General features: G+C 61.3%; 37 protein-coding genes and 2 pseudogenes. 33 read left to right on the top strand and 6 right to left on the bottom strand.

From position 1 onward, the window contains the following. The 20 genes from VGD45_RS20385 (at position 1) to VGD45_RS20290 (ending at position 10609) form a co-directional block, all read left to right on the top strand. Positions 1–198, top strand: coding sequence for a hypothetical protein (locus VGD45_RS20385; protein WP_331157187.1), 198 nt, complete (start codon positions 1–3; stop codon positions 196–198). Positions 199–391: 193 nt separating this feature from the next. Continuing rightward, positions 392–664 carry a hypothetical protein gene (locus VGD45_RS20380; protein WP_331157186.1) on the top strand — a complete coding sequence of 91 codons (273 nt, stop codon included), beginning with the start codon at positions 392–394 and terminating at the stop codon, positions 662–664. Then, positions 664–861 (top strand): hypothetical protein, encoded by a 198-nt coding sequence (locus VGD45_RS20375; RefSeq protein WP_331157185.1) that lies wholly within the window; start codon positions 664–666, stop codon positions 859–861. The genes VGD45_RS20380 and VGD45_RS20375 overlap by 1 nt, the downstream gene beginning before the upstream one ends. Next, on the top strand, positions 858–1040 hold the full coding sequence (locus VGD45_RS20370) for a hypothetical protein (RefSeq protein ID WP_331157184.1): 183 nt from the start codon (positions 858–860) through the stop codon (positions 1038–1040). The genes VGD45_RS20375 and VGD45_RS20370 overlap by 4 nt, the downstream gene beginning before the upstream one ends. Next, positions 1037–1972 (top strand): YqaJ viral recombinase family protein, encoded by a 936-nt coding sequence (locus tag VGD45_RS20365; RefSeq protein WP_331157183.1) that lies wholly within the window; start codon positions 1037–1039, stop codon positions 1970–1972. The genes VGD45_RS20370 and VGD45_RS20365 overlap by 4 nt, the downstream gene beginning before the upstream one ends. Beyond that, positions 1972–2973, top strand: coding sequence for a recombinase RecT (locus tag VGD45_RS20360; protein ID WP_331157182.1), 1002 nt, complete (start codon positions 1972–1974; stop codon positions 2971–2973). Before VGD45_RS20365 ends, VGD45_RS20360 begins: the two co-directional genes overlap by 1 nt. Before the next feature lie 107 nt (positions 2974–3080). Beyond that, positions 3081–3284: a carbon storage regulator CsrA gene (gene csrA / locus VGD45_RS20355; protein WP_331157181.1), complete on the top strand. Its 204-nt coding sequence runs from the start codon at positions 3081–3083 to the stop codon at positions 3282–3284. Between the two features lie 49 nt (positions 3285–3333). After that, positions 3334–4872, top strand: coding sequence for a hypothetical protein (locus VGD45_RS20350; RefSeq protein WP_331157180.1), 1539 nt, complete (start codon positions 3334–3336; stop codon positions 4870–4872). Beyond that, positions 4869–5633 carry a hypothetical protein gene (locus VGD45_RS20345; RefSeq protein WP_331157179.1) on the top strand — a complete coding sequence of 255 codons (765 nt, stop codon included), beginning with the start codon at positions 4869–4871 and terminating at the stop codon, positions 5631–5633. The genes VGD45_RS20350 and VGD45_RS20345 overlap by 4 nt, the downstream gene beginning before the upstream one ends. Further along, positions 5630–6118, top strand: coding sequence for a DUF1643 domain-containing protein (locus tag VGD45_RS20340; protein WP_331157178.1), 489 nt, complete (start codon positions 5630–5632; stop codon positions 6116–6118). Before VGD45_RS20345 ends, VGD45_RS20340 begins: the two co-directional genes overlap by 4 nt. Then, a complete protein-coding gene (locus VGD45_RS20335) occupies positions 6115–6453 on the top strand; it encodes a hypothetical protein (RefSeq protein WP_331157177.1) in 339 nt (112 codons plus the stop codon). Before VGD45_RS20340 ends, VGD45_RS20335 begins: the two co-directional genes overlap by 4 nt. Positions 6454–6661: 208 nt before the next feature. Further along, positions 6662–6880 carry a hypothetical protein gene (locus VGD45_RS20330; protein ID WP_331157176.1) on the top strand — a complete coding sequence of 73 codons (219 nt, stop codon included), beginning with the start codon at positions 6662–6664 and terminating at the stop codon, positions 6878–6880. Continuing rightward, positions 6880–7338 (top strand): zinc-finger-containing protein, encoded by a 459-nt coding sequence (locus VGD45_RS20325; protein ID WP_331157175.1) that lies wholly within the window; start codon positions 6880–6882, stop codon positions 7336–7338. Before VGD45_RS20330 ends, VGD45_RS20325 begins: the two co-directional genes overlap by 1 nt. Then, on the top strand, positions 7335–7973 hold the full coding sequence (locus VGD45_RS20320) for a hypothetical protein (protein WP_331157174.1): 639 nt from the start codon (positions 7335–7337) through the stop codon (positions 7971–7973). The genes VGD45_RS20325 and VGD45_RS20320 overlap by 4 nt, the downstream gene beginning before the upstream one ends. After that, the gene (locus VGD45_RS20315; protein WP_331157173.1) at positions 7970–8746 is read left to right on the top strand and encodes a hypothetical protein; all 777 of its coding nucleotides are present in this window, start codon (positions 7970–7972) and stop codon (positions 8744–8746) included. The genes VGD45_RS20320 and VGD45_RS20315 overlap by 4 nt, the downstream gene beginning before the upstream one ends. Continuing rightward, positions 8743–9018 carry a hypothetical protein gene (locus VGD45_RS20310; RefSeq protein ID WP_331157172.1) on the top strand — a complete coding sequence of 92 codons (276 nt, stop codon included), beginning with the start codon at positions 8743–8745 and terminating at the stop codon, positions 9016–9018. The genes VGD45_RS20315 and VGD45_RS20310 overlap by 4 nt, the downstream gene beginning before the upstream one ends. Positions 9019–9029: 11 nt before the next feature. After that, positions 9030–9440, top strand: coding sequence for a hypothetical protein (locus VGD45_RS20305; protein ID WP_331157171.1), 411 nt, complete (start codon positions 9030–9032; stop codon positions 9438–9440). A gap of 2 nt (positions 9441–9442) precedes the next feature. Next, positions 9443–10159, top strand: a complete 717-nt coding sequence (locus tag VGD45_RS20300) for an HNH endonuclease (protein ID WP_331157170.1) — start codon at positions 9443–9445, stop codon at positions 10157–10159. Then, on the top strand, positions 10140–10412 hold the full coding sequence (locus VGD45_RS20295; RefSeq protein WP_331157169.1) for a hypothetical protein: 273 nt from the start codon (positions 10140–10142) through the stop codon (positions 10410–10412). Before VGD45_RS20300 ends, VGD45_RS20295 begins: the two co-directional genes overlap by 20 nt. Then, a complete protein-coding gene (locus VGD45_RS20290; RefSeq protein WP_331157168.1) occupies positions 10409–10609 on the top strand; it encodes a DUF551 domain-containing protein in 201 nt (66 codons plus the stop codon). Before VGD45_RS20295 ends, VGD45_RS20290 begins: the two co-directional genes overlap by 4 nt. A gap of 192 nt (positions 10610–10801) precedes the next feature. Here the strand turns inward: VGD45_RS20290 and VGD45_RS20285 are convergent, their stop codons facing one another. Further along, complete coding sequence (locus VGD45_RS20285) at positions 10802–11158, bottom strand: hypothetical protein (protein ID WP_331157167.1); 357 nt, start codon at positions 11156–11158, stop codon at positions 10802–10804. Positions 11159–11209: 51 nt separating this feature from the next. Here VGD45_RS20285 and VGD45_RS20280 point away from each other — a divergent pair, with 51 nt between their 5' ends. The 12 genes and pseudogenes from VGD45_RS20280 to VGD45_RS20230 all read left to right on the top strand — a co-directional run bounded on the left by VGD45_RS20280 (position 11210) and on the right by VGD45_RS20230 (position 17120). After that, positions 11210–12235 (top strand): phage Gp37/Gp68 family protein, encoded by a 1026-nt coding sequence (locus tag VGD45_RS20280; RefSeq protein WP_331157166.1) that lies wholly within the window; start codon positions 11210–11212, stop codon positions 12233–12235. Positions 12236–12249: 14 nt separating this feature from the next. Beyond that, positions 12250–12483: a hypothetical protein gene (locus VGD45_RS20275; protein ID WP_331157165.1), complete on the top strand. Its 234-nt coding sequence runs from the start codon at positions 12250–12252 to the stop codon at positions 12481–12483. After that, positions 12480–12986 carry a sigma-70 family RNA polymerase sigma factor gene (locus tag VGD45_RS20270; protein WP_331157164.1) on the top strand — a complete coding sequence of 169 codons (507 nt, stop codon included), beginning with the start codon at positions 12480–12482 and terminating at the stop codon, positions 12984–12986. The genes VGD45_RS20275 and VGD45_RS20270 overlap by 4 nt, the downstream gene beginning before the upstream one ends. A gap of 184 nt (positions 12987–13170) precedes the next feature. Beyond that, positions 13171–13629: a hypothetical protein gene (locus VGD45_RS20265; RefSeq protein ID WP_331157163.1), complete on the top strand. Its 459-nt coding sequence runs from the start codon at positions 13171–13173 to the stop codon at positions 13627–13629. Next, a complete protein-coding gene (locus VGD45_RS20260; RefSeq protein WP_331157162.1) occupies positions 13629–13865 on the top strand; it encodes a hypothetical protein in 237 nt (78 codons plus the stop codon). The genes VGD45_RS20265 and VGD45_RS20260 overlap by 1 nt, the downstream gene beginning before the upstream one ends. Beyond that, positions 13855–14148: a hypothetical protein gene (locus tag VGD45_RS20255; protein WP_331157161.1), complete on the top strand. Its 294-nt coding sequence runs from the start codon at positions 13855–13857 to the stop codon at positions 14146–14148. The genes VGD45_RS20260 and VGD45_RS20255 overlap by 11 nt, the downstream gene beginning before the upstream one ends. After that, a complete protein-coding gene (locus tag VGD45_RS20250) occupies positions 14145–14339 on the top strand; it encodes a hypothetical protein (protein ID WP_331157160.1) in 195 nt (64 codons plus the stop codon). Before VGD45_RS20255 ends, VGD45_RS20250 begins: the two co-directional genes overlap by 4 nt. Positions 14340–14365: 26 nt before the next feature. After that, positions 14366–14551, top strand: a complete 186-nt coding sequence (locus VGD45_RS20245) for a hypothetical protein (RefSeq protein WP_331157159.1) — start codon at positions 14366–14368, stop codon at positions 14549–14551. Between the two features lie 108 nt (positions 14552–14659). After that, positions 14660–14824: pseudogene (locus VGD45_RS34395) on the top strand (helicase HerA domain-containing protein); the annotation flags it as partial. Positions 14825–14932: 108 nt separating this feature from the next. Beyond that, positions 14933–16444 (top strand): hypothetical protein, encoded by a 1512-nt coding sequence (locus VGD45_RS20240; RefSeq protein ID WP_331157158.1) that lies wholly within the window; start codon positions 14933–14935, stop codon positions 16442–16444. Further along, on the top strand, positions 16441–16767 hold the full coding sequence (locus tag VGD45_RS20235; RefSeq protein WP_414717590.1) for a helix-turn-helix transcriptional regulator: 327 nt from the start codon (positions 16441–16443) through the stop codon (positions 16765–16767). Before VGD45_RS20240 ends, VGD45_RS20235 begins: the two co-directional genes overlap by 4 nt. 158 nt (positions 16768–16925) lie before the next feature. Next, positions 16926–17120 carry a DUF433 domain-containing protein gene (locus VGD45_RS20230; RefSeq protein ID WP_331157805.1) on the top strand — a complete coding sequence of 65 codons (195 nt, stop codon included), beginning with the start codon at positions 16926–16928 and terminating at the stop codon, positions 17118–17120. Positions 17121–17208: 88 nt separating this feature from the next. On the opposite strand, the gene VGD45_RS20225 is transcribed toward VGD45_RS20230, so the two are convergent. From VGD45_RS20225 to VGD45_RS20215, 3 genes and pseudogenes are all read right to left on the bottom strand, one after another. Then, complete coding sequence (locus VGD45_RS20225; protein ID WP_331157157.1) at positions 17209–17553, bottom strand: addiction module antidote protein; 345 nt, start codon at positions 17551–17553, stop codon at positions 17209–17211. 11 nt (positions 17554–17564) lie between these two features. Next, a pseudogene (locus VGD45_RS34170) lies at positions 17565–17860 on the bottom strand (type II toxin-antitoxin system RelE/ParE family toxin). Positions 17861–18509: 649 nt separating this feature from the next. Next, on the bottom strand, positions 18510–18827 hold the full coding sequence (locus VGD45_RS20215; RefSeq protein WP_331157155.1) for a helix-turn-helix domain-containing protein: 318 nt from the start codon (positions 18825–18827) through the stop codon (positions 18510–18512). A gap of 507 nt (positions 18828–19334) precedes the next feature. Between VGD45_RS20215 and VGD45_RS20210 the strand changes: the two genes are divergently transcribed. Beyond that, positions 19335–19622 (top strand): hypothetical protein, encoded by a 288-nt coding sequence (locus VGD45_RS20210; RefSeq protein ID WP_331157154.1) that lies wholly within the window; start codon positions 19335–19337, stop codon positions 19620–19622. Positions 19623–19654: 32 nt separating this feature from the next. Here the strand turns inward: VGD45_RS20210 and VGD45_RS20205 are convergent, their stop codons facing one another. Both VGD45_RS20205 and VGD45_RS20200 read right to left on the bottom strand, forming a co-directional pair. After that, complete coding sequence (locus VGD45_RS20205; protein ID WP_331157153.1) at positions 19655–20149, bottom strand: GspH/FimT family pseudopilin; 495 nt, start codon at positions 20147–20149, stop codon at positions 19655–19657. Positions 20150–20153: 4 nt separating this feature from the next. After that, positions 20154–23258: a pilus assembly protein gene (locus VGD45_RS20200; RefSeq protein ID WP_331157152.1), complete on the bottom strand. Its 3105-nt coding sequence runs from the start codon at positions 23256–23258 to the stop codon at positions 20154–20156. Between the last annotated feature and the right edge of the window lie 4 nt (positions 23259–23262).

Genomic DNA, 23262 nt, shown 5'->3' with positions numbered 1-23262 from the left:
ATGCGCACACCGGGCGCACTGCTGGCGGGCGATTTCGAGGCGCGGATGTTCGTGCGTCGGTGCCGTCTCGATCATAACCGGATTCAACGCGCACGCGCTCAGCAAGCAGCCGAGGCGCTGCAGTCGGCGCAGTCGGATCCGCCGTTTGACGCGCTCGGCGAGGACATGCCCGAGCTGATGCGCAGGATGGAGGAGTGATGCCGAAGCTCACAGTCATCTTGACCGCCCTTCTCGTTGCCACGGGACTGACCGTCGCATCGCTGGGCATATACATCGGTGCCGGCGTCGTCGAACGGCGGATCGTATTGGCTTGCATTGAACATCGGGAAGCCCGCGTGGGATCGATGCATGTCGCCTGCGAACTCGCCCCAGGGTGGCGTGAGGATCGACGATGAACGCTGTTGTACGCATCGCACGCGATGTTAGCCCCGAACGCACGATGACGATCACGCTCCAGATGGGCACGTGGTCACTCGACGCCGATGTGAAATTCCGGGTCTCGTATCCATCGACTTGGCATCGCGGCCACGGCGTAGACGCAGATGTAACTGTCCTGTCGGTCACGTACGAGGACGGTGCCGAGCGCAAGACCCTGCCGATGCTGCCGGGCCTGCACGACGCGATTGTTAACCAGATCGAAGCCGACGAACTGGAGTTGAACTGATGTCCGACTCGACACCGACATCGCCCGAACTCAGCGCATCGGCCGGCATGAAGATGATCTCACGCGAGCAGCGCCAGCGTGCGCTCGAGATCGCGATGATCAATGAGGACAGAGCGAAGGCGTGCTCGCGGCCGCAGAGCGAACTTGCGCAGACGTTCCGACTCAGCGCTGCCTTTCTCCGGGAGATCGCTGAATGATCCGCCGCCTTTTGAACTGGATGCGCAAGCCCGAGCCCGTCAATGTGATCGAGCCGGTGCGGCCGCGTGTGGTGCCGGATCCGAAGTGGACCGCAGGACTGGAGCGACGCCGGGCGGCGCTCAGCTATCAGCCGCAGACCGCATTTCATTCGAGCACGTTTGTGAGGAAAGCGCAGTGAGTCTCACAGCAGTACAACTGAAAGAACGCGCGTACGGTATAGGTGCGAGCGAATCCGCAGCCGTGATCGGTTTGTCTGCTTACCGATCGCCGCTAGAAGCGTATTTGCAGAAGGTCAACGACGCCGACGGTGTTCCGCGCAAGCCAGAAGACCCGAAGGACCGCCTTCGTCTGGAAGGTGGCTCCGCACTCGAGCCAGTAATCCTGGGCCACTTCGAACGCACCACGGAAATGCCGGTCACCGACCGCCAGTTGCGCGTCCACGATCCGAAACATCCTTGGCGGTGGGTGACGCTGGACGGTCGCGCATCCGACGGCGGACTGGTTGAAGCGAAGAAGACGGAGATCACCGGCGCTGTTTGGGGCGACGGCGACGAAGACGTTCCGGATGACTACTACTGCCAGGCGCAGCATGGAATGGCCTGCACGGACGCCCAGCACGTGTACGTTCCGGTCCTGCTGCCCCGCTGGGAGTTTGCGATCTACATCATCAGGCGCGATGACGAGTTCATCGACCTCATGACGAAGCGACAGTTGGAATTCATGGAGCGACTGCGTACACGTACGCCACCGCCAGTGCAGTCACTCGAAGACGCCAAGCTCATGTGGCCGCGTAACAAACCGCTCTTGCGCGTCACCGCCGATGCCACCACGACCGAGATCGCTCAGCAGCTCGCCAATCTCAAGGCGCAGATGAAGCGCGATGAGGAAAAGAAAGAGCAGCTGGAACTGCAGATCAAATGTGCGATGGGCGAGGCCGAGGAACTGGTGGGGCGGACCGGCCGGCTCGCTACTTGGAAGAACAACAAGGATGGCACGAAGTTCGATCAAGAGAGCTTCGCCATCCATCACCCCGACCTATGGCGCAAATATCAGGTACCCAAGCCTGGCGCCCGCGTCTTCCTTCTCAAGGTGAAAGAGGTCCAGAACTGATGAGTGCTGCACAGAACGCCGTTGCAAAGCGGTCCGAGAAGCAAAACTTCCCAGCGATGCTGGAGACATTCAAGGGGGAGATTGCGCGCGCTCTACCCTCACATCTGACGGCCGACCGAATGATGCGAATCGCTCTGACCGAGTTTCGGAAGAACCCGAAACTGGGGCAATGCGATCCGCGCAGCGTGTTCGCCGCAATCATCATGTCATCGCAACTCGGTCTGGAGCCAGGGATTCTTGGCCAGTCCTATCTGGTGCCCTACAAGACAGAGTGTCAGCTCATTCCAGGTTGGCAAGGCTTTGTCGACCTCGTTTCGCGAACGGGTCGCGCGACCTGCTGGACCGGCGCCGTGTATCGGGGCGACCAATTCGATTATGCGCTCGGCGACCGTCCCTTCATCACGCACCGACCAGGTGATGATGTCAGCCAGCACCCGGACAACCTCCGATATCTGTATGCGGTTGGCCGTGTGAAAGGTGCTGAATGGCCGGTCATCGAGGTCTGGAGCGCCGAGAAGGTCATCAAGCACCGCAATTACTTCAACAAGGTCGGCGACAGGCACTACAGCTTCGAGCACTTCGAGATGTATGGCCGCAAGGTTCCGCTCCTGCAGGTCATCAAGTACATGCCGAAGTCTGTCGAGCTTCAGCGCGCCCAAGATCTCGAATACGCGTCACAACGCGGCTCTCAGCTGATCGATATATCGAGTGCCTCGGATGGCTCGTGGGTTCCCCCTGAGTCCCCTGACGACCACACAGAGGGTGATGGCGGCTCACGCGCTGATGCCATGAAAGATAAGTTGCGTGGCGGTAGCGACGTAAGCCCGGCGCTGCTCGATAACGCACACGCGATTTCGGAACTCAAAAAGCCTGCAGACGTCGCCGGCTTGGAAAAGGTTTGGGTCGAAATCGGCTTGGCGCACTCGACGGCCAAGCGCGATATCCATCCGGACGTAGAGGACCTCTATAAGGCCCGCAAGGAAGAGTTGACGAAGTTGTAACAGTTTCACTGGCCCGAGGCGGCGCGGAGGATTTCGCGCCCGTCCCGTCATCCCGGACGCGACCGTGCTGCCGAGGGCCGCCACATTCACATATAAGGGGAAGGATCATGTTGATACTCACGAGACGCGTCGGCGAGACGATCGAGATCGGCACCGACATCAAAGTGACAGTGCTGGGCGTCAAGGGTAATCAGGTGCGCGTCGGCATCGCCGCACCGGACCAGATACCGGTGCATCGGCAGGAGGTTGCTGATCGCATTCGCGCCGAGAACGGCGGGCGGGTGCCACTCCACAAACACGCTCACGCCTGAGCCGCTGCCGACCACCCACAGCAACAGCAAGAAAACCCAGATCGCCGCCATGACAACCACATCTCATAAGCCGCTGCGAATCATCGCGCTAACCGCTGAGAACGTGAAGCGCCTCTCCGCCGTGCACATCGAGCCCAAGGGCAACGTTGTGCAGATCACGGGAAAGAATCGGAACGGCAAGACATCCGTGCTCGATTCGATCTGGTGGGCGATCGAAGGTGCGTCGCACATTCAGAAATCGCCGATTCGCACCGGTCAGGCAAAAGCCCGAATCCGGCTGGATCTGGGCGAGATGATCGTTACTCGCAGGTTCGCAGCGAAGGAAGACGGGGGCTACACGACGTCCATCTCGGTGGAGAGCCCGGACGGCGCGGTGTTCAAGAGCCCGCAGAAGCTGCTCGACGACCTGGTTGGCGAACTCAGTTTCGATCCGCTCGCATTCGCGCAGATGAAGCCGAAGGAACAGTTCGATGCGCTCCGCAAGTTCGTGACGGAGGTCGACATTGAGGAGCTCGACAACCTCAACCGCGGCGACTTCACGCGCCGCACGGATGTCAATCGAGAATTCGAGCGAGCGCGCGCGGCAGCCGCCGCCATCGCGGTGGCGCCGGATGCGCCTGCTGAGCGCGTTGATGAAGAGGACCTGGTCGCGAAGATCCAGGAAGCCGGCGACCACAACGCCACCATCGAGCGCCGCCGGGCGAATCGCCAGGCCGCCGAGAGCAGCATGCGCGCGGCGCGTGAACGAGCACAGACCAAGCTCGACGATATCGAAACACAGAAGGCTGCAATCCAACAGCAACTGGATGCCGATACTACCGACATCAATCAGCAGATCGAGGCATTGAACCGTCAGATCGAGGTATTGAAGGCTCGGCTTGAATCAGTCGGTGAGAATGCGGTCGCCAAGATGGCCAGCATCCGCGAGGAGCGTCAGCGCGAGGCAGCGGCCGCGACGGCTGAAGCCGATGCGATTCAGGCCAGGCTCGATGCCGCGGAGCCACTGCCGCAGCCCATCGACACCGCCGCCCTCGCCCAGCAGTTGAACGCGGCCCGCGATTCCAACAGAGCGCTCGACGCGTGGGAACAGGATCGGAAGCGAAAGACCGATCACGAGCGCCAGGCCGAGCAGCTTCGAGCAACAGCCGATGAGCTGACTGCACGCATCGCTGAGCGCACTCAGCAGAAGCAGGCGGCGATCGCCAAGGCTCACCTGCCGATCGACGGGCTGGGATTCGGTGACGGTTTCATCACACTCAACGGCCAGCCCTTCGAACAGGCATCTGATGCCGAGCAGTGGGAGGCATCGATTGCGATCGCCGCTGCCCTGAACCCACGGCTGCGCGTAATCCGTGTTCGGCAAGGTTCCCTGCTCGACGAAGATGCCATGAAGCGCCTCGAGGAGGTCGCCGAGCGGCTCGACTTCCAGGTGTGGATAGAGCGCGTTGACGGCTCCGGTACGGTGGGTTTCGTGCTCGAAGACGGGCATCTCAAAGCCATGGAATCGGAGCCGAAGCTTTCGACTGTGGCGAATCCCACTGCGGACGCCGCGAATGAAGCTGCCGACTCTGTGGGAGGTGCAGCGTGAGCACCGTCTACACCATCGATGGCCGCGCCGTGCGCGTCCTGAGCACGCTGTCTTGTGGTCGCAAGATCGTCGAACTTGCCTACGAGGACGATGGCGAACTTTATTTCTCCGGCGAGGTTGCCATCGTCGCACAAGTGTTCGACAACCCGCCCGTGGAGGCTCAACACAAAGAGATCACACACCTCGAAGCGATGGCGGCTCGACTCCGCGATCACTTGAGCATGCTGCAGGATGAGGTTTCCAAGGCCGAACAAGCGCACAAGGAACGAATCGCCAAGTTGAAGCGGTACGAGTCGCTGAAGTTCGTCGAGGAGTTCCTCGACGGCAAGCTCACGCACTACGTCATCGTGCATCGCTACAACCCGGAATGCATCCGGATCTCGACGCCCGCAGAAGAGATCGACACCGAGAACCGGTGGGAGAAGAAACAAAAGTTGCTCTCGCTCTTCGGCACGCCGGCGAATCGTGAGATCGGGTGGTGGCTCGAATATGAGCAGGTGTTTCCCTTTACGTCTCTCGAAGACGCAAGGGCAAAGGCAGCGGCACTGCTTGCAGATGCATTCAAGAAAGTTCGGTCTCAGCCCTATTCCGCTGAGCGCGCTATCGCGTCTGCCAAAGCACTCGACATACCGGTGCCGGATGACCTCCTGCAGATTGTCCGCGAGTACCGCCAGAAGAGCGCCCAACAGTCCTTGGATGAGGCGCGGAAGAAGCTGGCCGAAGCAGAGAAGGCGTTCGCCGCCGTAGGTGTCGTGTCGTGACCGCCGTCTTCTCCGCCTGCGGGACGTACCGCTACACGCTCGAACGGCCGCTCACACCGAAGCCACTGAGCTGGCTGCTGTGGGTCATGCTCAATCCATCGACGGCTGACGCCGCGACTGATGATGCAACGATCCGGCGTGTCATCGGCTTCACGCGCTCGTGGGGCTATCAGGGCGCCCTCGTCGGCAACCTGTACGCCTTCCGCGCCACGAATCCGGCCGATCTGTGGGCGTACAAGCGCGGCGGCGGTGACATTGTCGGGCCCGAGAACGACGAGCACATCAATGATCTGCTACGGCGCGCGTCGCGTGTTGTCATCGCCTGGGGCGCACACGCAAGTCGAGATCCGAAGCGCGCCGAGCACATCGAGAAGCTGTTGAAGCGTCGCCGTGAGGTTCACGCGCTCGGTTTTACGGCGCGCGGAGAACCTCTGCATCCGCTGCGACAGCCGGCTGACCTGCAGCTTGTGAGGTGCGAGTCATGAGCGACACCTATCAGGCCATTTACGACGCAGTCCGCAGTCGCCTCCACGGCTGTGATGTCGGTCAAGCCATTAGGGACGCCGCCCACCTCGATGCTTCTTACGCCATCGAAGGGATCCGCCAGGACTTTGCCGCGGCCGCGGGTGAAATCAGCGCGGCCGGAGGTGAGATGCGGCGCCCATCGGTGCTCTATCGGCCGGCGCTTTCGATCGACGGCGATCACTGGTGCGCGCTGTACGGCGAGAACCTCCAGGACGGCGTCGCGGGGTTCGGCAAATCGCCCGCTGCCGCAATGACGGACTTCGATGTGAACTGGCACAAGGCGCTGCACGCATGAGCGTCCCCGGCCAACCAACCGACCGCGAGATTTGCGAACGGTCGCTCGCGGCAATCCGCGCGGTGATTGATTCCATGGAGCCCGCTGATCGTGCTGCGGTCGAGTCATACGCGCAGGCAATTCGCAACTATCTGGCTATGCGAAGTGGACTCGCGAAGATCGCTGCGATGCTTGTTGGGATAGAAGTCACTTTGGAGTCTTTCGAGACATGACGGACATCAAACATCAAATCGCGCTTCACAACTGCGCTGTCGAACTCGAAGCGCTGCGCGCCGAGGGCCGCGGCATGGTGTGGGAGAACGAGCAAAGACTTAACCGCGGCGCGACTGTCGCGTATTGCGACGATGCGTTCAACGCACTCGCCGCCCGCATCCGCGAGTGCAAGGTGAAGGTCGACGACGCTGTGTTGCTGGAGGGCATTCGGTAGTGAGCGCCCTCCTCTGCACCGTCCACAACGTTCCCGCTCGTTTCCGCAAATCGAGCGCGCACATCTACGGCCGCGACTACGGCTCGATCTGGGAGTGTCCTCACGCCGGCTGCGACTCGTATGTTGGCTGCCATCCGGACGGCTCACCGAAGGGCACGCTCGCCAATCGCGCGCTCCGAAATGCCCGGAAGGCTGCGCACGCTTCATTCGATCCCCTCTGGCAGGACTGGGCTCAGGCGTATCCTGACATGCCGCACGTGAGCGGACGCATTCGTCAGTTGATGCGCCGTCGTGCATACGAGTGGCTGGCCGAGCAGTTGCAGTTGCCGTTCGACCAGACGCACATCGCGATGTTTGATCACGAGCAGTGCGCTCGGGTCGTCGCTGTCATTGCAGTGAAGAAGCCCAACTCGGCCACCGTTCGCGCCTGGGCCAAGGCTCGGAAGGAGGCGGCGTGAACGAGGCCATCATTGCCGGATTGAAGCGGCTGGCCACCCTCGCGCGAAACGAGATGAGTTGGGCCGACGAAGACCACACGTTTTGGTTGGAGGTCAGCCCCGCAACGGACTGGATCGAATCACTCAATGGGCACGGCAACGCCACTACCGCAGCGAATCGCCCGAGCGCGAAAACGGCTGGAGAAGCTGCGGCAAGCGATGGGGACTCCGCGTGCCCCGCCGTGCCCGCTCCATCGAGCGATGAACTGATACGCAAGCTCGTTGCCGCCGGCGTATTCAAAGGCGTCGAGGGACTAGAGGGTCTGCTCAAGGCAGATCACTTCTGGGAGCAACAATCGTATGGCACGCGCCTCTACTACGGCCCAGGCATTGCCGACTACTTGCACCGTGGCGTGCTGGAGGCGGCAGTCAACATCCTGAAGCAGCCCGAGTCGCAACCGCCAAGCGATGTGCAACGCGATGCGGAGCGGTATCGGTGGCTGAGAAATCAGCACTGGAATGATTCAGCCGTCGCCGTTGTGACCGATCCGAAGATAAACGTTCGGCTCGGCGTGTACTGCCCAAGCGAGACGCAGCTTGACGATTTCATCGACGCTGCGAGAGCAGTCACGGCGAAGCACGAGGACCACTCATGACCCACAGCGGCGGCAAACCTCACACCAATGTCGGCGATCGTGGCCAGCCCTACGAAGTCACGTACGACGACGGTGAGGGCAATCGAAAGGTTTTCGGCTGGGCTGAAACGACGGATAACGTCGCGTCGATGATGGAGTCGATCGAGCTGCATCCGACCTGGCACTCGCCGCAGTGGCGCGATCGTCGAACGGGCAAAACCGGCCCCGCTCCAACTCAGCAGTCGCGCGTCTCCGACGTGTATCTCCAAGCCTCCCTGCAGGAGATCAGCCGCGCCAAGGCGCTCGACAGCCAGATGATCTCGACGGCATTCCTGCGGATGCTGCTCACGGAGATCATCGAGCGCCGCGCCGGAACGTGCCTGGACTGCGAGCGCCTGAAGCAGCTGTTGGCTACTACATTGGACGGCGAGCAGGGAATCCACGTATCGACCGGTGGCAAGAGTCGCGACGAGAAGGTTTTCAGTGCGCGTGATGTGCAGGCGTTCACGGCCATCGGTTTCGCGATACGTAAGCAGCACGAGGCCAAGAGAACAAGTCCAGCCCTCCGCGCCTACGACGAAGCCATGCAGGCATTTGGCACGCCTCGCGAGCCGCTGGCGGTCTACTCGAGCAATTCATTCAATCGCGTGGGTCTCGCGCGCACCTACTCCCCGGTGATGACGCCGATCGTTTGTAGCGACGGTCATCCTGACATCGAAGGCAAGTTTGTTCTGCATGCGCTCGTGGCGGCGTTCAATGCGATGCTGGAGTTGCGACGGGAGCCTCAGTCGTGAGCGCCTCGCGGAACCTCCTATGCAAGATCCTCGGCCATGCCTGGCAACCAGATGGCGCGAAGTTCTACTGCGTCTACGACTGCGAACGTTGCGGCCATCACGGCACTGGGCACGAGTGGGATCTGCGCGAATGGATCGCTCTGCGCCTCTACTGGTGGCGGTATGAAGCCGGGTTGCGGTGGAGCTGCTTGCGCGAATGGTGGAAGTGCTCGGAGTGTGGCGGCCGTTTCGGCAAGCACAACTACGACGAGTTCGACCACATCCCCTTCTGAGGCAACCGCCTGTGCTCACCATCGTCAGCATCGCCTGCAACAATCATCGAAACGGCCACTTCGCCGGCCGCTTCGATGCCGTAACGTACGGCCACGACATGGAGATCCGGCACGAGGACGAGCGCGGCATGTCGATCGGCTACGCAGGGTCCGGCCGACTCCGAATCTCACGCCGCATCTTTCGTTACCAGCGCGAGCAAGAGTGGTCAGGCAACTGGTGCTGGAACGCGTTCTGGATGCGGCCGACTGAGGCGCGGCAATTGCTTCGCTATCTCAAGGCATCCGGGCGCTGGCACTGCGAGGCCGGGCCGTCACGCCTGTTCCACTGGTTCAATGGCACGGCGCATCGCGAGATGTCGCCGCAGATTGAGTCCCGATACCCCAACGATGTCGTCAACGAACATCTGCCGGAAGAGTTCTGACCGTGAAATCACGACCGATCTTATTCAGCGCCGAGATGATCCGCGCCCTGCTCGACGGCAGGAAGACGCAGACGCGCCGGATCGTGAAGCCACAGCCGCAGCTGTCATCGCACCACGAGCCCGTGCGGGCGGAATTACGCGGCGATCGCCGATGGGTGTTCATGACGCATACGGATCGACCTGACTACGGCTGGGCAACTGGCGATGTGCTCTGTCCGTTCGGCGTGCCCGGCGACCTGCTCTGGGCGCGCGAGACTCACGCCATAGTCGGCAACATCGATCCCGGCTGGGTGCTTTATCGAGCGAGCGGATACGAGAACGAATGCCGTCGCCATGGATTCGATCGGCCAGTGCCGGGCGAGAGCGAGATCTACAAGCCGATTGGAACGGAGCGCCTCAGCAAAGACGGCTATCTCGAGCGGAAGATCAACGACAACCTGCCTCTACGAGCACGGTGGAAATTCGTTCACCTGATCGTGTGGGAGGCTGAGCACGGGCCTGTGCCGCCAGGACACGCGGTCGCATTCATGCCTGGCCGAAAGACTAACAAAGCCGCCGAGATCACCGTCGACGCGCTCGAGCTGGTCTCGCGTCGCGATCTCATGCTGAGGAACTCCATTCACAACTTGCCGGAGGCGCTCGTCGAGATCGTGCGGCTCCGAGGCGCGCTGAAGCGACAGATCAACAAGCGGGTGAGCGATGGCCAACACGATCGATGAACTCCGAAAACATTTGTTCGAGACGCTCGAAGGGCTGAAAGACAAGGACAAACCGCTCGACATCGAGCGCGCCAAGGCGGTGTGCGAGGTCGCAGGACAGATCATCGACACTGCCAAGGTAGAGGTCGCCTATCTCAATGTCGTGGGCGGCCAGGGATCTGGGTTCATACCGCAGGGCCAGTTGCCCGGCGCGAAGCCCCTGCAAGGAGATTCCAATCGGACAAACGGCGCGAAGCGGATCACGCATCAATGATCACCGAGACAATCACCTGGCACGAGGTCAGCGAGCGCCTCCCGGACGACAACACGACAGTTATGGTCTGCGTGCCCGGTTCCGACGAGCCGGTGTGGCTTGGCTACTTCGAAGACGGTCAGTGGCTCTACGCAGAAGGCTTCGAGGCGGAGGGTGTCGTGCGTTGGGCGGCGGTGCCGCGGGGAGGCCTGGCGTGAAGCGCACGGCCTGCAAACGTTATTACCGCAACTCCAGCCCTCTTGTCGCGCGCGTCGCCCGAGAGCTGTACTTCGTCGGCCGACTGAAGCAGCGTGAGGTCGGACGGATGTTCGGACTGCGTCAATGCAGCGTGTCGCGCATTGTCAGCGGACAGTCGTGGGGTGTACGGCCATGAGGCACTTATCCGTTGCTCAGCTGCAGCTACCGATCAGACTCACCATCGCGAGAAAAACACTGGCTGCCGCGAGGAATCCGGCGGATGCGCTCATTCGCTCCTGCGCACGCACATGCTCCCTCGTTAGCGTCACTGTGATGTGCGCTTCAATCACTGGACGCGCTTTCCGCAGGACATGCTCGTCGTACTTGGACGATACGAAGGTGAGGAGTTCCGCCAAATCCTCAGATGTGGCGTGCACTTCCCTAATTAGCTGCCCGAAGGATTCCGGCTCTCGCCTTCCTTCGTTGAAGATTTCCCGGGCGCACACTTGCAACTGCTCAACTTTAGATCGATCAGTGGACATGATCTCACCTGTTTTCGTGGAAAACATGTTTCGACTATCGCAGATGCCGCGATCTGCGCAACGGGGGATGCCACACTGATGGCCGAGAACACCAAAATCGAGTGGGCTGACCACACGCTCAACTGGTGGACTGGGTGCGAGCACATCTCTCCGGCGTGCGACCACTGCTACGCAGAGACCTGGGCGAAGCGTGCCGGGCGAAATTTTGCAGAGCGAAAGCTCACCACCGACGCCACTCGGCGCAAGGCGCTGAAGTGGGAAGCCAACGCAGCGGCGTTCGAGCGCGAGCACGGCCGCCGGCAACGAGTTTTCGTCAACTCGCTCGCGGATGTCTTCGATAACAAGGTACCGCAAGAATGGCGCGACAGTCTGTTCGACATGATCAGAGCAACGCCGTCGCTCGACTATCTTCTGCTGACCAAGCGCATTGGTAACGCCAAGCGCATGCTGCCGGCCGATTGGGGTAGCGGATATCCGAATGTCTGGATGGGATCGACGGTCGTGACACAGGAGGAAGCCGACCGCGACATCCCGAAGCTGCTGGCCCTGCCAGCGCGCGTTCGCTTCCTGTCGATCGAGCCGATGCTGGGTCAGATCAGCCTTGATCATGAATGGCTGGAATGCGAGAGATTCGAGCACAGCCCGGATTGCAACGACGACTTGTGCGCTCTGGCGGCCGGTGAGAACGACTGCGCCGGTAAGGTTGTAGAGTACCCACGCATCGATTGGGTTATTGCCGGCGGCGAATCCAGCTCCAAGGCGCGCCCCTCACATCCAGAGTGGTTCCGTGCGCTGCGCGACCAGTGTGGGGCGGCAGGCGTCGCGTTCTTCTTCAAGCAGTGGGGCAGTTGGTGGCCGATCTCACAGATGCCGGACGGCGTGTCCGACATATACTTTGATCCGAAGTACGGACGGCCGAAGCGCGACAACTATGACAACCGGCCCGAGCCTCATCCTGCGGAAACGACGGTGCTGCAATTGGATGGCACGCAGGAGTTCGCCTTCCCTCCCGGCGCCATCACTTGCTATCGCGTCGGGAAGATGATTTCCGGCCGCCTCCTCGACCGCTGCGAGCACAACGAATTCCCGAGGACCACCCGATGAGCGCGGATCGGACCATGACTCCCGCCGACATCGAGCGCGTCGCCCACGAAGTGCGTCTCCAGATCCAGCAGTCGACGTGCTGCCCGCTGCACGCTGGCGAAGTGCTCATGCACGTGCTCGCCGGCTTTGCCCTGGATGACGCGAACGATAATCCCCACCAAGCCGCCGCGACGATCATGAGGGGCGCGAAAGAGTACGCCCAGCGTGTGCGCACCGGTCGGTTCGTCGTCATGAGGAGCAGCCATTGAAACCCGCCGCCCTCGCCCAACTCGTGCGCGCTCACGAGAAGCCGGTCAAGCGATTCCTCCGCAACCGAGGCGCGTCGCGATCGGACAGCGACGATCTCGCGCAGGAGTTGTGGATTCGAGTGCTACGGCTTGGCAAGGAAGACAACATCACCAAACCGCAGAGCTACCTGTTCGCAACGGCAAAGAATGTTCTCTACGCCGCGCGCCAAGTCTCATGCAACAGCAAGCCACACGATTGCATCGATGAACTGCCAGCTGAGCTGTTTATACAGGACTCCATCGAGCATGCCGTGCTGGACGACGATACGTGCAGGGCGGTTCGAAGCGCTCTCGACCGCCTTCCGAAGCGACAGCGCGAGTTCATCGACATGCACATCGAAGGGAAAACGTACAAGCAGATAGCTGAAGCGACGGGTCATACATATCGAACCGTCCTGCGCCAGCTTACGCACGCGTATGCCGCACTTCGGAACGACCCGATGCTCGCGGAGTTGCGGTCATGAGAAAGAAGCAGAGCAAGCCTCTCGCTTACCACTGGCCGTCGAAGCCCAACTCGGGTCGTGGAGTCTGCGGCACGCACGGCATGGTGACACCAGAGCCGGCCGAGGTGACATGTGGTCGATGCCGTCGCGCGGCGACTTTTCTCGCCGTCACTAACATCGCCGGTCGATACGACGGGAAGCAACCATGAGCGACACTCGGACATCGAAGGAGCGCGACCTTTCTGAATATCTCGGCAAGGATCGCGAGGAGTTGCGGAGCATCCTCGGAGAGCGAGACGCCGAGATCGAGCGCCTGCAAGAGCAGTTGCGTGGATGCTCACGTGAGTTGGCGATTGAAAGACGTGCGGCTCAGAGAGCTTCTAACGAACCGCCGGCTGAGCAACTTCCCTCGGCCTGGATCAAGGGGCATACCCTGCACACTGATGCTGGTATTGAGTACGACGAAGAGGTCGTACCCGGAAGCGATCGGCCAAAAGGTGAAGGGTGGCACCCGCTCTACTCGCGACCATCGCAACCGCCGGGAGATGCTGCAGACGTTTGCCGCCGCATATTCCTATCAGCGACCGGCGCGTGCGAGCCGATGACGCTTGCCGATGTCCAGAACCTTACGCGCCCGTACGCAACTCCAACGAAGGAAGTGTGATGTTCAAGCCGTTCACACACGTCATGAGCAAGAGCACCAAGAAGAGCGCGCTTCCGCAGAACGTCGAGCGAGATGCCGCAATTTGCGCCGACAGGCGCGCAGGGATGACATTCACTGCGATCGAGAAAAAGTACGGCATCACCCGCGAGCGAGCGCGTCAAGTTTGTGATGCGGCCGGACTGCCGAAGGCCGGCCGGGGGCGCAGGCCAACTCCGGGAGAGAGAAATGACGCCTAAGTTCGTCCCTGGCGCGATCTACGAGTCGACGACGCATGGGCTCGTCGAGTTCAAAGGCATCGATCGATACATGGGGCAATCGACGCTGCACTTCTACTCGCTGAAGTACAACGAGAGTTGCTACTGGCTGCCCGATGCGCTCGACATGCACTTCTCCTCAGCTCAGGAAACGGCGGGTGACTACGGCGAATGTCCTCAATGCCAACTGGGAACCGCCGAGGGCGGTCGGCGCATCCATCGTGCCGGGTGCCCAGCGACGAACCGGAGAGAAGATCAATCATGAGTATCAACAAGGGCGACATCGTCACTGTAAACATGGAAGCCAGCGCAACGACGCTTGGCGCTCACGTGGAGGTTGTCTGTACGCCAAATGGCCCAGGTGATTTTTGGGGCTTCCGCGACACCAAAACCGCTAAGGAGTTTTGGACCAGCGAGCCGATCACTATTTACAAGCGCGATGCGGACCAGCGCTGAGAACCATCCCTGAGTAGGAGAAAACGATGAATGATTCAGTGTTGCTTGAACTGGCGCGCCGATGGGAATCGGACGCGAAGACGCCCAACGCGATGGACGGCAGTGACGAGGCGAAAATCCCTAACGCCATCGCGCAAGGCGAGCGCCAGGCCAAGCGCGAATGCGCGGACACTTTGCGAACGCTCGTGTCCATGCTAGGCCGCCGCGACTAGCGCAGCGTCGATGAGTACCTCTCAATGCTTCCTACAGTTTAGGTCAGCTGGAGCACTGCACATGGGGATTACAGTATTTACACGTACGAACGCAGCGTCGAGCTTCGCATGGTTGATGATCCAGACGAAGAAAACAGAGAAGAAATGAAATATCCGATACCCGAAAGCGCCCTCGCCCAACACATCGCCGTGCTCGGCAAGACTGGCAGCGGCAAGACAAACACGGCGAAAACTATCATCGAGCATGTGTTTGAGAGCGGTGCTCGCGTTTGCATCCTGGATCCGATCAAGTCGGACTGGTGGGGACTGGTCTCAAGCGCCGACGGCAAGCGCGCCGGCCTGCCCTTCCATATTCTCGGCGGCCCGCGCGGTCACGTTCCCGTGCACGCCGCCGCCGGCAAGGCGATCGCAGAACTCGTCGCGGCCGGCACACTCCGGCACTTCATCATCGATATGGCAGATTTCGCACCGGGCGGCCAGGCCAAGTTTTTCATCGACTTTGCGCCGACACTGCTCCGGCGCATGCGTGGCGTGGTTTACCTGGTGCTCGAGGAGGCGCATTTATTCGCGCCGAAAGAGCGCTCGGGCATGGGCGACGAAAACATGATGATCCACTGGGCAAAGATGCTGGCCACTGCCGGCCGCTCGAAGGGCATCAGGCTGGTGCTGGTCACTCAGCGCACGCAGTCCTTGCACAACGCCCTGCTCGGCAGCTGCGACACGATGATCGCGCAGCGTATGACGGCGCCGGCCGACCAAAAGCCCGTGAAGGATTGGTTGAAGGCCAACGTCGATCCTGCTACGCGCGAACGCGTCGAATCTTCGTTGGCATCACTCAAGACTGGTGCTGGGTGGCTGTGCTCTGGCGAGGCCCGCGTCTTCGAACTCGTGCAGTTCCCTCGAGCCAGCACGTTCGACAACACCGCGACGCCGACCGGCGATGGCGATGCGATCGAGGTCCGCACGGCGACCGTAGATCGGGAGAAACTGCGCGCCATCGTCGGCGACGCTGTGGCTAAAGCCCAGGCTAACGACCCGAGCGAACTCAAGAAGCGCATCAACGATCTGGAGCGGCAACTCGCAACGGGAGGCAGCAAGACGGACGCGGATGTCGTCGAGGCGCGGCAGACCGGCGAGCGCGATGGATTCAACCGCGGCGTGGCGCACGGATACAAGCTCGGCTGGGATGAGCGTGCGAAGGCCGTTCGGGCCGCGCTGGAATCGATGTCGCCAGGCATGTCGCCGGGGATGCAGTCATTGGTCATCGACGCGCGCCCCGAGAACCCGGTACGCATCGAAACGCGCCAGCAGCCCGACGGTAAGCAACAGAGCCGTGCGGTAGCGCAACTCGACAGACCGAGTGCATGGACGGAGCCGTCGGCTGGTCGTGCACGGCAGATTGACGGGGGCGCGTCGGCCGGCGATGCCGAACTCGGTACCGGCGGCAAGCGGCGCATCCTCACTGCCCTCGCCCAGTACCCAGAAGGCTTGACGCAGCGAAAACTGTCCATCCTGGTTGACATCTCCCCGAAGGGCGGCACCTGGCGCACGTACATGGCGGAACTGCGCGGCCGCGGATGGGTGGAAGGCGGAAAGGATCGTTTGCGCATCACCCGCCCGGGGCGTGCCGTGCTCGGCGCCTTCGAGCCGCTGCCAACGGGTGAAGCCCTCATCGAATACTGGCGGCACCGCCTTGGCGACTCGGGCAAGCGCAAGATCTTCGACGCAGTGTGCGCCGTGTACCCGGACTCGATCAGCGTCGACGATGTCTCTCGTGATACGAACATCGCGGTGTCCGGCGGCACTTGGCGCACATATATGGCCGAGCTACGCAGACTCGGCATCATCGAAGGCCGCGGCGAGCTCCGCGCCAGCGAGGACCTGTTCTCATGAATACCATTCGCAAGCATCTGGTGTCCATCGATCCGGTGATCGCTCCTCCTCAGCCGGCGATGACTCCCGAGCCTCGCGTGCGCTCGATGCGTATCCTTCGGCTTCCTGATGTCATCGACCGCGTCGGGTTACAGAAAACGCAGATCTACGACCTCATGAAGCGCCAGCTCTTCCCACAAGCCATGAAGCTGAGCGTGCGCGCGGTGGGTTGGTTTGAACACGAGATCGATGCCTATCTGACGGCCCGAGCGGCGCAACGTGAGGCTGTTTCAATGGGTCAAAATGTGGGGGCCAACGTGGGGGCCAATCACGGGCGGGCTTGATCATCGCACGTTACTAATCAGTTATTTACGGCACAGGTTCGGTTCCGGTCCCGGGCACCATTCTCCAGCCAAAGTCGGAATCCGACTCGAGAATGTGCTCGGAAGAGCTACTATCCACCCATCATGAACGCTCAAGACCACATCGTTCTTGACCGAACATCTGCCACGGCAAACCCGTGATTCGCGGCACCCGTGTGCCGGTCACTATCGTAGTGGGCAGCCTGGCAGGCGGCATGTCGTTCGAGGAGATCCAGCGCGAGTACGACCTCACCGCTGAAGATATTCGCGCCGCGCTGAAATTCGTTGGCGAACTCGCGGAGCAGGAATCTTTCCATGCTCTTCGTGCTGCATAGGCACGCATGCGTTTCTTGATCGACGCCAACCTTCCGCGCTCGATGGTAGAGATGATTGAGCCGGCGTGACGGAGATTCATTCGAGGTGTTACGCCGCCTCTGCCCGCAGCTTGAGGCCGAGCGCGCGTGTAACTTTGAGCACCGTGCCGAGACTGGGATTCGCGCCCCTGGCGAGCGCTCGATATAAACCTTCACGTGTGAGGCCGCTGTCACGCGCGACGCGCGACATGCCACGAGCGCGGGCGATGTCGCCAAGCGCGGCAGCGATGAATGACGGATCGTCGCCCGCTTCTTCTAGGCACGCTTCGAAATAGGCGACGATATCCGCCTCAGTGCGCAGATGATCGGTCACGTCCCACTTGGAGAATGTGATTCTCGATGTGCTGGCGGATTTCTTCGCCGCCGGCTTGCGTCCCTGTCGCTTCGTTGCCATGACTATGTTCCTCACTCGGTCCAGTGCTTTGCGATCTCGATCGCGCGCTCGATGTCGGCTTGTTGCGTGCGTTTATCGCCGCCACACAACAGCAAGATGATTGTCTTGCCCTTGCGGCTAAAATACACGCGATATCCTGGCCCGTAGTCGATACGCAGCTCGCTCACGCCCGAGCCGACAGACTTCGCGTCCCAGCATTGCCCATCGAAAGACGACTAATGCGGACGTCGATGCGCACCCTCGCCTGACGGTCACGCAAGCGATCAAACCAATCGCGGTAGATCGAAGACTGACGAACTTCGAACACGATCGATAAACCTCAGTGTAATGGATCGGTTACACTCTGTAAACGATCGGTTACAGGTGCTCAGTTAACCCCTGCCGAATGCGAGAAAATGCCTAGGTTTTTCAGGGCGGACGGCGTTTGCACAAGAGGCCCGGCGATACGCTGCGCCGTAGATGGGGCATCTCCGACAGGACATGAGAAGCCACCGAAGGCCGGACCGCGCCTTCATCGAGCGCAACCGTCAGCACTGGCTGAGAGCGCCAGGGAACGCGGCTATGCCGAGGAGCGCGGGCATATCGACGGCTAGAACAAATCCGAGCTTGTCATGGGCGTTGCTCAAGTATTTCCGGGAATCACCTGAGGCCCCGGATTCAACAAGACGTGAGGGGATGAAACCCTTCGATGCCGCAACCCTCGCCCGCATGGCGGAATCCGTGCGGCCGCTGCACATTGGGCTTTTTTATATGGCGTCTCCAGCGCTTCCATCGTTTCCCGATGAACGAGATCGCAAAACGCCCCGCGCTGGCGAACCATCCCTCGCCAAGCAGCGAAGACAGCACGTTCAATATTTGCTCCGGAGACAGGATCAGCATGATTCGAAGATCTAGGCCGCGCTGCCGCTGCGCTATCCGGGATCCGCGAGGAGATCAAGCGGACTTCTCAGTCGGTCTTACGCCGCCAGCCGTAGCTTCGGTTGCAGTCCCGCTCTCGCCCCCAAACGGATCAACAAGTCAAGGCTGAACTGATTAATCTTGCCGCGCTTGATATCCGACACTCGCGCCTCGTTGATCCTCAGCACTTCCGAGGCTTTTGCTTGAGTCATGCCGCTGCTTGCGAGCCAGTGTTCTAGCCCCCGCAGCAGCGTAGAGCGAATCTCGAGTTCCGCCGCTTCTTCGGCAGGAAATAAATCACGAAACACACTGCGGCCCACTGGCGTCTTGGCCTTCGGGCCATGTTCATTCGGCGTGGAACGCTTCTTCGCTTTCATCACAACTCCTCACGTTGTCGTCGGCACAGCCTTCAATCGCACAGTGCTCAAGATCGCAATTTGCGATCTTGAACGTTCCGCCTCCTTGCGTGTGAGCTGAACATGGAATCCTTCCGGAATCGATCGACGTTAACAGCCTCATTTAGCGGGCCGATCCTCACGCCGTAGATTGCTGCACGGTCGCTCCGATTGGAGTATCAGGCCGGTTCTTCATTGACCGCCTTAGATTCGGTCCCTCACCCTACTTCCTGCGTTTGATTTCCTGTAAGGCGCAGCGTCAATGGTCGCGCTTCCCGCGGGAACATTCGCGCGAACGCCCGTGACGCATCGGTTACGGAACGCACGCGAACAGCGCGATGGCATTCCCAAATCCTGCGTCCGTTTTTCGCTCCCAGCACTCAGTCGTCGCTCGGTGACAAGATATGATTGCCGCTGGCCATTCAGTTGTGCAGGTTGTGATTACCAGTGCGTGGCAACGGAGCGCGGGAACTTAAGGAGTGAAGGGTGATGCAACCGAAGCAGCCTTATTGGCAGCGGTACTGGTACCACCTGCTGTTCCGGGACGAGCGGGAAGCGGCGTTCAAGCCGATGGGGCATGAAGGGTTGCGGCAAGTCCCGAACAACGCATTGGCAACGAAGTCGCTCGAGCAGTGGGTTGAGTGGTTTCTGGAGGAGGCCGTCGACGAGCTGGATGACTTTCGTGGAGCGCTACAGATGCTCGTGTACGCCGAGGCAACACCCGGGTCGGACGCCAAACCGGTGCTGGTCCGCACCGTCGGACTCGGTCGCCGCTGAGCGCTGATCGAACCCGGCGACGCGAGCCTGACTTACGAGCAACTCCCCGTCGTCGTGCGTGTCACGAACGCGCGTCCCGTCGCGTCCATGCTGACCACGCGTTCCTGGTTGCCGGCCGAGGGAGTCGAGCGGCACAAGGTGAAGTTTGCGGCCGTTGCATCGACGCCTGTCGACTGAAACAGCAGTGTGGTGGTGCCGGAAGATTCCGTGAGATGAAAGCCGGCGGGCAACGCGCTGGCGCTGTGGAGTAAATCGTCGTTCCGGCGCACTACCCAGCCCTGGTTCCACGTGCCGCCGCAGTTCTCACCGTCCGAAGAGGCGCACAAGGTCACCGTCGCTCCGCGCTTGATCGCTTCGCTGCGAGCGAGGTTGATGCTGCCGATCAGCTCATTCGCTGATGCCCGCAGCTGGCTGTTCAACTGCGAGCCGCTGTACGAGGGCACGGCGATCGCGAGCAGAATGGCCGCGATCGCCAGTGCGACCAGCATCTCGACGAGCGTGAAACCGGATGAGGTTCGCGGGCTCATGTCGCTAGCGCTCGATGTACCAATAGACGCGGTTCTTCGGCTGCGCAGGCAAGCTCGAGGGCGGGATCTTCGGTTCGCTGCCTTCCAGCGGCGAGTCCGAGGTGCAGCCGATGCAGAACGGCACCGTTCGACCGTCGTCCAACGTGACCAGGCCCGCCACAGGTGACGGCGGCAGGCCGATGTCGGGCGGCAGCTCCGCCGAGCGGTCTTGGGTGCCGGCGGCCTGACCCGCGGCATTCACATAGGAAATGTTGTACACGCGCGCGAGTCCGAGGTTCGCGCTACACATCGCGGGAGCCGCCGTGTCGGGCTCATGCGTGCTGAACGTGAGATTGCCGAAGATGGTGATCGCAGAGGTGACCACCTGCTCGGTCGGATTGAGTGCCAGATACCAACCTTTCTTGGCGGCCAGCTGTTCGGTGGTGGGCGTCTCCATGTCCAGAATCGGCGTGAGCGAGTTCAAGCACAGCACCGCGGCCGAGCAATTGGTCGTCTCCGACGCCAACCACGAGCCCTCCTCCGGCTTGTCCTTCAGCATGAAGAAATAATTCTGCACCGTGCTCGTATATTCCCGCGGCTTCTCACGATCGCCGGAGCCGAGCAACAGCACGTAAGCCCCGTTCTCGAGCAGGATGTCCGGCGGGAACATGAACTTGCGGTTGGAGGCACACCCCGAGCTCGCGGTGTCGCAGCCGAGCGAGGCGATCTTGGTCATCGCCCAGTCGTCCGGCTCGCCCTCGCCCAGGTCGATGCGATACACGTTGCCGCCAAGATCGACCACGTAGGCATACAGCGCCAATCCCGTGTTGAGATCCGGCACGACGGCCACTTCGGCGACCACGCCGCGCTCGGTATCGAAGCTGCGCTCGACATCGCCCGTAGCCGCATCGAGCACAAACACTTTGTTACCTTTGCTGCTCGACGTGCACGTATGAGGCTTGGCGTCTTCGCACGCGTCGTAGCCGCCGCCCATGATCAGCAGCGGCTGTGGCGTGCCGCCCGAGACGTAGCCTGGGGCGGTGAAAGGTTTCACCGGCGACCAGGTCTGACCGAGGCCGTCGAGCTCGCTGCTGGTGCATTCCGAACCGTCGCAGCCGATCTTCCATGCCAGATCGATGTCGCTCGGATGATCGACATCGACATCGAACGCGTACACCGAACGGCCGCCCCGCCGCATGGTGGCGAACACCAGGGCCTTCGAGCCTCCGCGGTAGGCAGTGATGGCGCCATCCATTGCATAAGGTTTCGGCTCCGGCGAGCCCGTGGTCACATTCGGGAAGCTGATCGGAACGACGTTCTCGTAAATGCGCTTGAAATGTCCGTGGAACTCCGGCGGCACGAAGCCCCAAAGCTCACCGCCGGGCGCCACGCCGTCGATTTGTCCGTCGCTCGGGCGGTTGCCGTTGATGGCTCGGAACACGCCATCGTTGGCGGCGTAGAACACCACCACCTTCGGGTCCGAATCGGTGCCGAAGTTGAGGGCCACGGGCCGTGAATGCACTACGTCGCCGTGAACCGAGGGCCGCATCGCTCTCGACGTGGTGCCAGTGGCCGTGGGCCTGATGGAATCCATGGTGTGCTCATCGTCGACGTCCTGGCCGCGCGCCCAGTTGATGACCTTGCGTCGCTTCGTGTCGTCGGAAATGCCGAGCATCTCCGGTGTCACGTTAGTGACATTGAAGTCCTTCACCGACGAGCACTCGAAGCTGGTGCAAGTGGCGAGTTGCCGGTCAGCATCGGGAGTGGCCCTGAGCAGCTGCGCCTGGCCGCCCTTTTCCACGAACTTGCCGTCCGGATAGTCCGAGCTCATGGGCGGAAACGATGCGTCCTCCACCGAGCAGCCGGCCTGATCCTCGAACTGCTGCGAACGGAAGTTCCAGTAACTGCTGGGCTTGGTCCAGAAGCTCTTGGAGCAAACCTGGACGAAACCGGTGCTGGCGTCGACGGCCGGCGCGCCCAGTGAGTCCTGCAGGCGCAAGTCAGTGCCGCTGTAGCCGAGCTTGTACTGCTTGAGATTGCCCGTCCAACGCGGCGCGGCGGTGCCATCGGGCCGGAACATGCCGACATACACCTGATTGAGATAAGTGCCCTGCGCGCTCGCGCTCAAGGGCAAGCTCACCGAGGCGAACACGCTGTTGGTTGCCTGGATCTGCGTGAGCACCTCACGAATCGCTTTTTCGATGTCCGGCGCGTTGGTGCTCACGTCCTGATATGTGCCGCCATTGGACAGCGCCATGTTCTCCAAGAGAGACGACCAGCCCGGCCCTTGTCCGGAGGTCTTCTTGTTCACCTCGATGGTGTACGTGATGACGCCCATCCGATCATTGAGAAAGCGGGCCCATTCGTCGGTGACGTTGTCCTGAGAGCCTGCAATGGGCAGCGCGATCGGCGTGGTATCGCCGCCCGCCTCTCGCAGCATCGAAGTGGCCGCCGAAATGATCGAAGAGCTGTCCTGCGAGGGACCGTTGCTGATGTAGATGATGAACTGCTTGCTGCAGCTGCCGCCACCCGGTCCGTTATAGGTTTCCGCCCCCTTCGAGCCGAGTGCATTACCATCCAAACGGTAAATCGCCTGCATGGCTTCTTTGGAGGCAGGCGTCGTCGCGGCGGAAGACCAATCCGCGGCGGTGTTGCCGGTGTAATCCGCCTTCGCCTTGTTATTGCCGGAGCGCGCGGCACCACCGCTGAGATAACGATACGCCTCCGCCATCACCAGGCTCGACTGGCCGCTGTTGCCCTTGTCCTTGCCGACGTCCAGGGCGGTGAACATGGCCCCATATAGGCCTTTGTTGAACTCGCTCATCGGCCGGATCGCCGCGCGAACGTAGCCGCCTTGCACGTTGCTGTCGCTGCTGCTCGTTTCGGCCGAGAACATCACGCCGACCTCGAGCTTGTCGGCGGTCATGCCGGTGAAGACATTGCGCAGCGCCGACATTTCGTTGTCGAAGGCCTGCGTCCAGTTCGCCGTGTTGTCGATGACGAACAGCACCTGCGGCCGATCGCCGGTGCCCGTCTGAGCGCCGAGGAACAGATCGATGTCCTCAGCCGTCGCGTTCCAGCAGGCGCCGGCGGCGAGGATTCCCATCAAATGTTTCATGGACCGCGTCATAGCC

Origin of the sequence: Steroidobacter sp. (genome assembly GCF_036402275.1) — a bacterium.
Classification (GTDB): Bacteria; Pseudomonadota; Gammaproteobacteria; order Steroidobacterales; family Steroidobacteraceae; genus Steroidobacter.
The sequence above is the reverse complement of the archived record's forward strand: the minus strand, read 5'-3'. Positions and strand labels throughout refer to the sequence as shown.

Excerpts from the sequence above, each read along its gene's own strand:
- VGD45_RS20385 (WP_331157187.1), top strand. The coding sequence starts at position 1 with ATGCGCACACCGGGCGCACTGCTGGCGGGCGATTTCGAGGCGCGGATG.
- VGD45_RS20380 (WP_331157186.1), top strand. The coding sequence starts at position 392 with ATGAACGCTGTTGTACGCATCGCACGCGATGTTAGCCCCGAACGCACG.
- VGD45_RS20375 (WP_331157185.1), top strand. The coding sequence starts at position 664 with ATGTCCGACTCGACACCGACATCGCCCGAACTCAGCGCATCGGCCGGC.
- VGD45_RS20370 (WP_331157184.1), top strand. The coding sequence starts at position 858 with ATGATCCGCCGCCTTTTGAACTGGATGCGCAAGCCCGAGCCCGTCAAT.
- VGD45_RS20360 (WP_331157182.1), top strand. The coding sequence starts at position 1,972 with ATGAGTGCTGCACAGAACGCCGTTGCAAAGCGGTCCGAGAAGCAAAAC.
- csrA (WP_331157181.1), top strand. The coding sequence starts at position 3,081 with ATGTTGATACTCACGAGACGCGTCGGCGAGACGATCGAGATCGGCACC.
- VGD45_RS20350 (WP_331157180.1), top strand. The coding sequence starts at position 3,334 with ATGACAACCACATCTCATAAGCCGCTGCGAATCATCGCGCTAACCGCT.
- VGD45_RS20335 (WP_331157177.1), top strand. The coding sequence starts at position 6,115 with ATGAGCGACACCTATCAGGCCATTTACGACGCAGTCCGCAGTCGCCTC.
- VGD45_RS20330 (WP_331157176.1), top strand. The coding sequence starts at position 6,662 with ATGACGGACATCAAACATCAAATCGCGCTTCACAACTGCGCTGTCGAA.
- VGD45_RS20315 (WP_331157173.1), top strand. The coding sequence starts at position 7,970 with ATGACCCACAGCGGCGGCAAACCTCACACCAATGTCGGCGATCGTGGC.
- VGD45_RS20295 (WP_331157169.1), top strand. The coding sequence starts at position 10,140 with ATGGCCAACACGATCGATGAACTCCGAAAACATTTGTTCGAGACGCTC.
- VGD45_RS20290 (WP_331157168.1), top strand. The coding sequence starts at position 10,409 with ATGATCACCGAGACAATCACCTGGCACGAGGTCAGCGAGCGCCTCCCG.
- VGD45_RS20285 (WP_331157167.1), bottom strand. The coding sequence starts at position 11,158 with ATGTTTTCCACGAAAACAGGTGAGATCATGTCCACTGATCGATCTAAA.
- VGD45_RS20280 (WP_331157166.1), top strand. The coding sequence starts at position 11,210 with ATGGCCGAGAACACCAAAATCGAGTGGGCTGACCACACGCTCAACTGG.
- VGD45_RS20275 (WP_331157165.1), top strand. The coding sequence starts at position 12,250 with ATGACTCCCGCCGACATCGAGCGCGTCGCCCACGAAGTGCGTCTCCAG.
- VGD45_RS20265 (WP_331157163.1), top strand. The coding sequence starts at position 13,171 with ATGAGCGACACTCGGACATCGAAGGAGCGCGACCTTTCTGAATATCTC.
- VGD45_RS20260 (WP_331157162.1), top strand. The coding sequence starts at position 13,629 with ATGTTCAAGCCGTTCACACACGTCATGAGCAAGAGCACCAAGAAGAGC.
- VGD45_RS20255 (WP_331157161.1), top strand. The coding sequence starts at position 13,855 with ATGACGCCTAAGTTCGTCCCTGGCGCGATCTACGAGTCGACGACGCAT.
- VGD45_RS20250 (WP_331157160.1), top strand. The coding sequence starts at position 14,145 with ATGAGTATCAACAAGGGCGACATCGTCACTGTAAACATGGAAGCCAGC.
- VGD45_RS20245 (WP_331157159.1), top strand. The coding sequence starts at position 14,366 with ATGAATGATTCAGTGTTGCTTGAACTGGCGCGCCGATGGGAATCGGAC.
- VGD45_RS20235 (WP_414717590.1), top strand. The coding sequence starts at position 16,441 with ATGAATACCATTCGCAAGCATCTGGTGTCCATCGATCCGGTGATCGCT.
- VGD45_RS20225 (WP_331157157.1), bottom strand. The coding sequence starts at position 17,553 with ATGGCAACGAAGCGACAGGGACGCAAGCCGGCGGCGAAGAAATCCGCC.
- VGD45_RS20215 (WP_331157155.1), bottom strand. The coding sequence starts at position 18,827 with ATGAAAGCGAAGAAGCGTTCCACGCCGAATGAACATGGCCCGAAGGCC.
- VGD45_RS20210 (WP_331157154.1), top strand. The coding sequence starts at position 19,335 with ATGCAACCGAAGCAGCCTTATTGGCAGCGGTACTGGTACCACCTGCTG.
- VGD45_RS20205 (WP_331157153.1), bottom strand. The coding sequence starts at position 20,149 with ATGAGCCCGCGAACCTCATCCGGTTTCACGCTCGTCGAGATGCTGGTC.
- VGD45_RS20200 (WP_331157152.1), bottom strand. The coding sequence starts at position 23,258 with ATGACGCGGTCCATGAAACATTTGATGGGAATCCTCGCCGCCGGCGCC.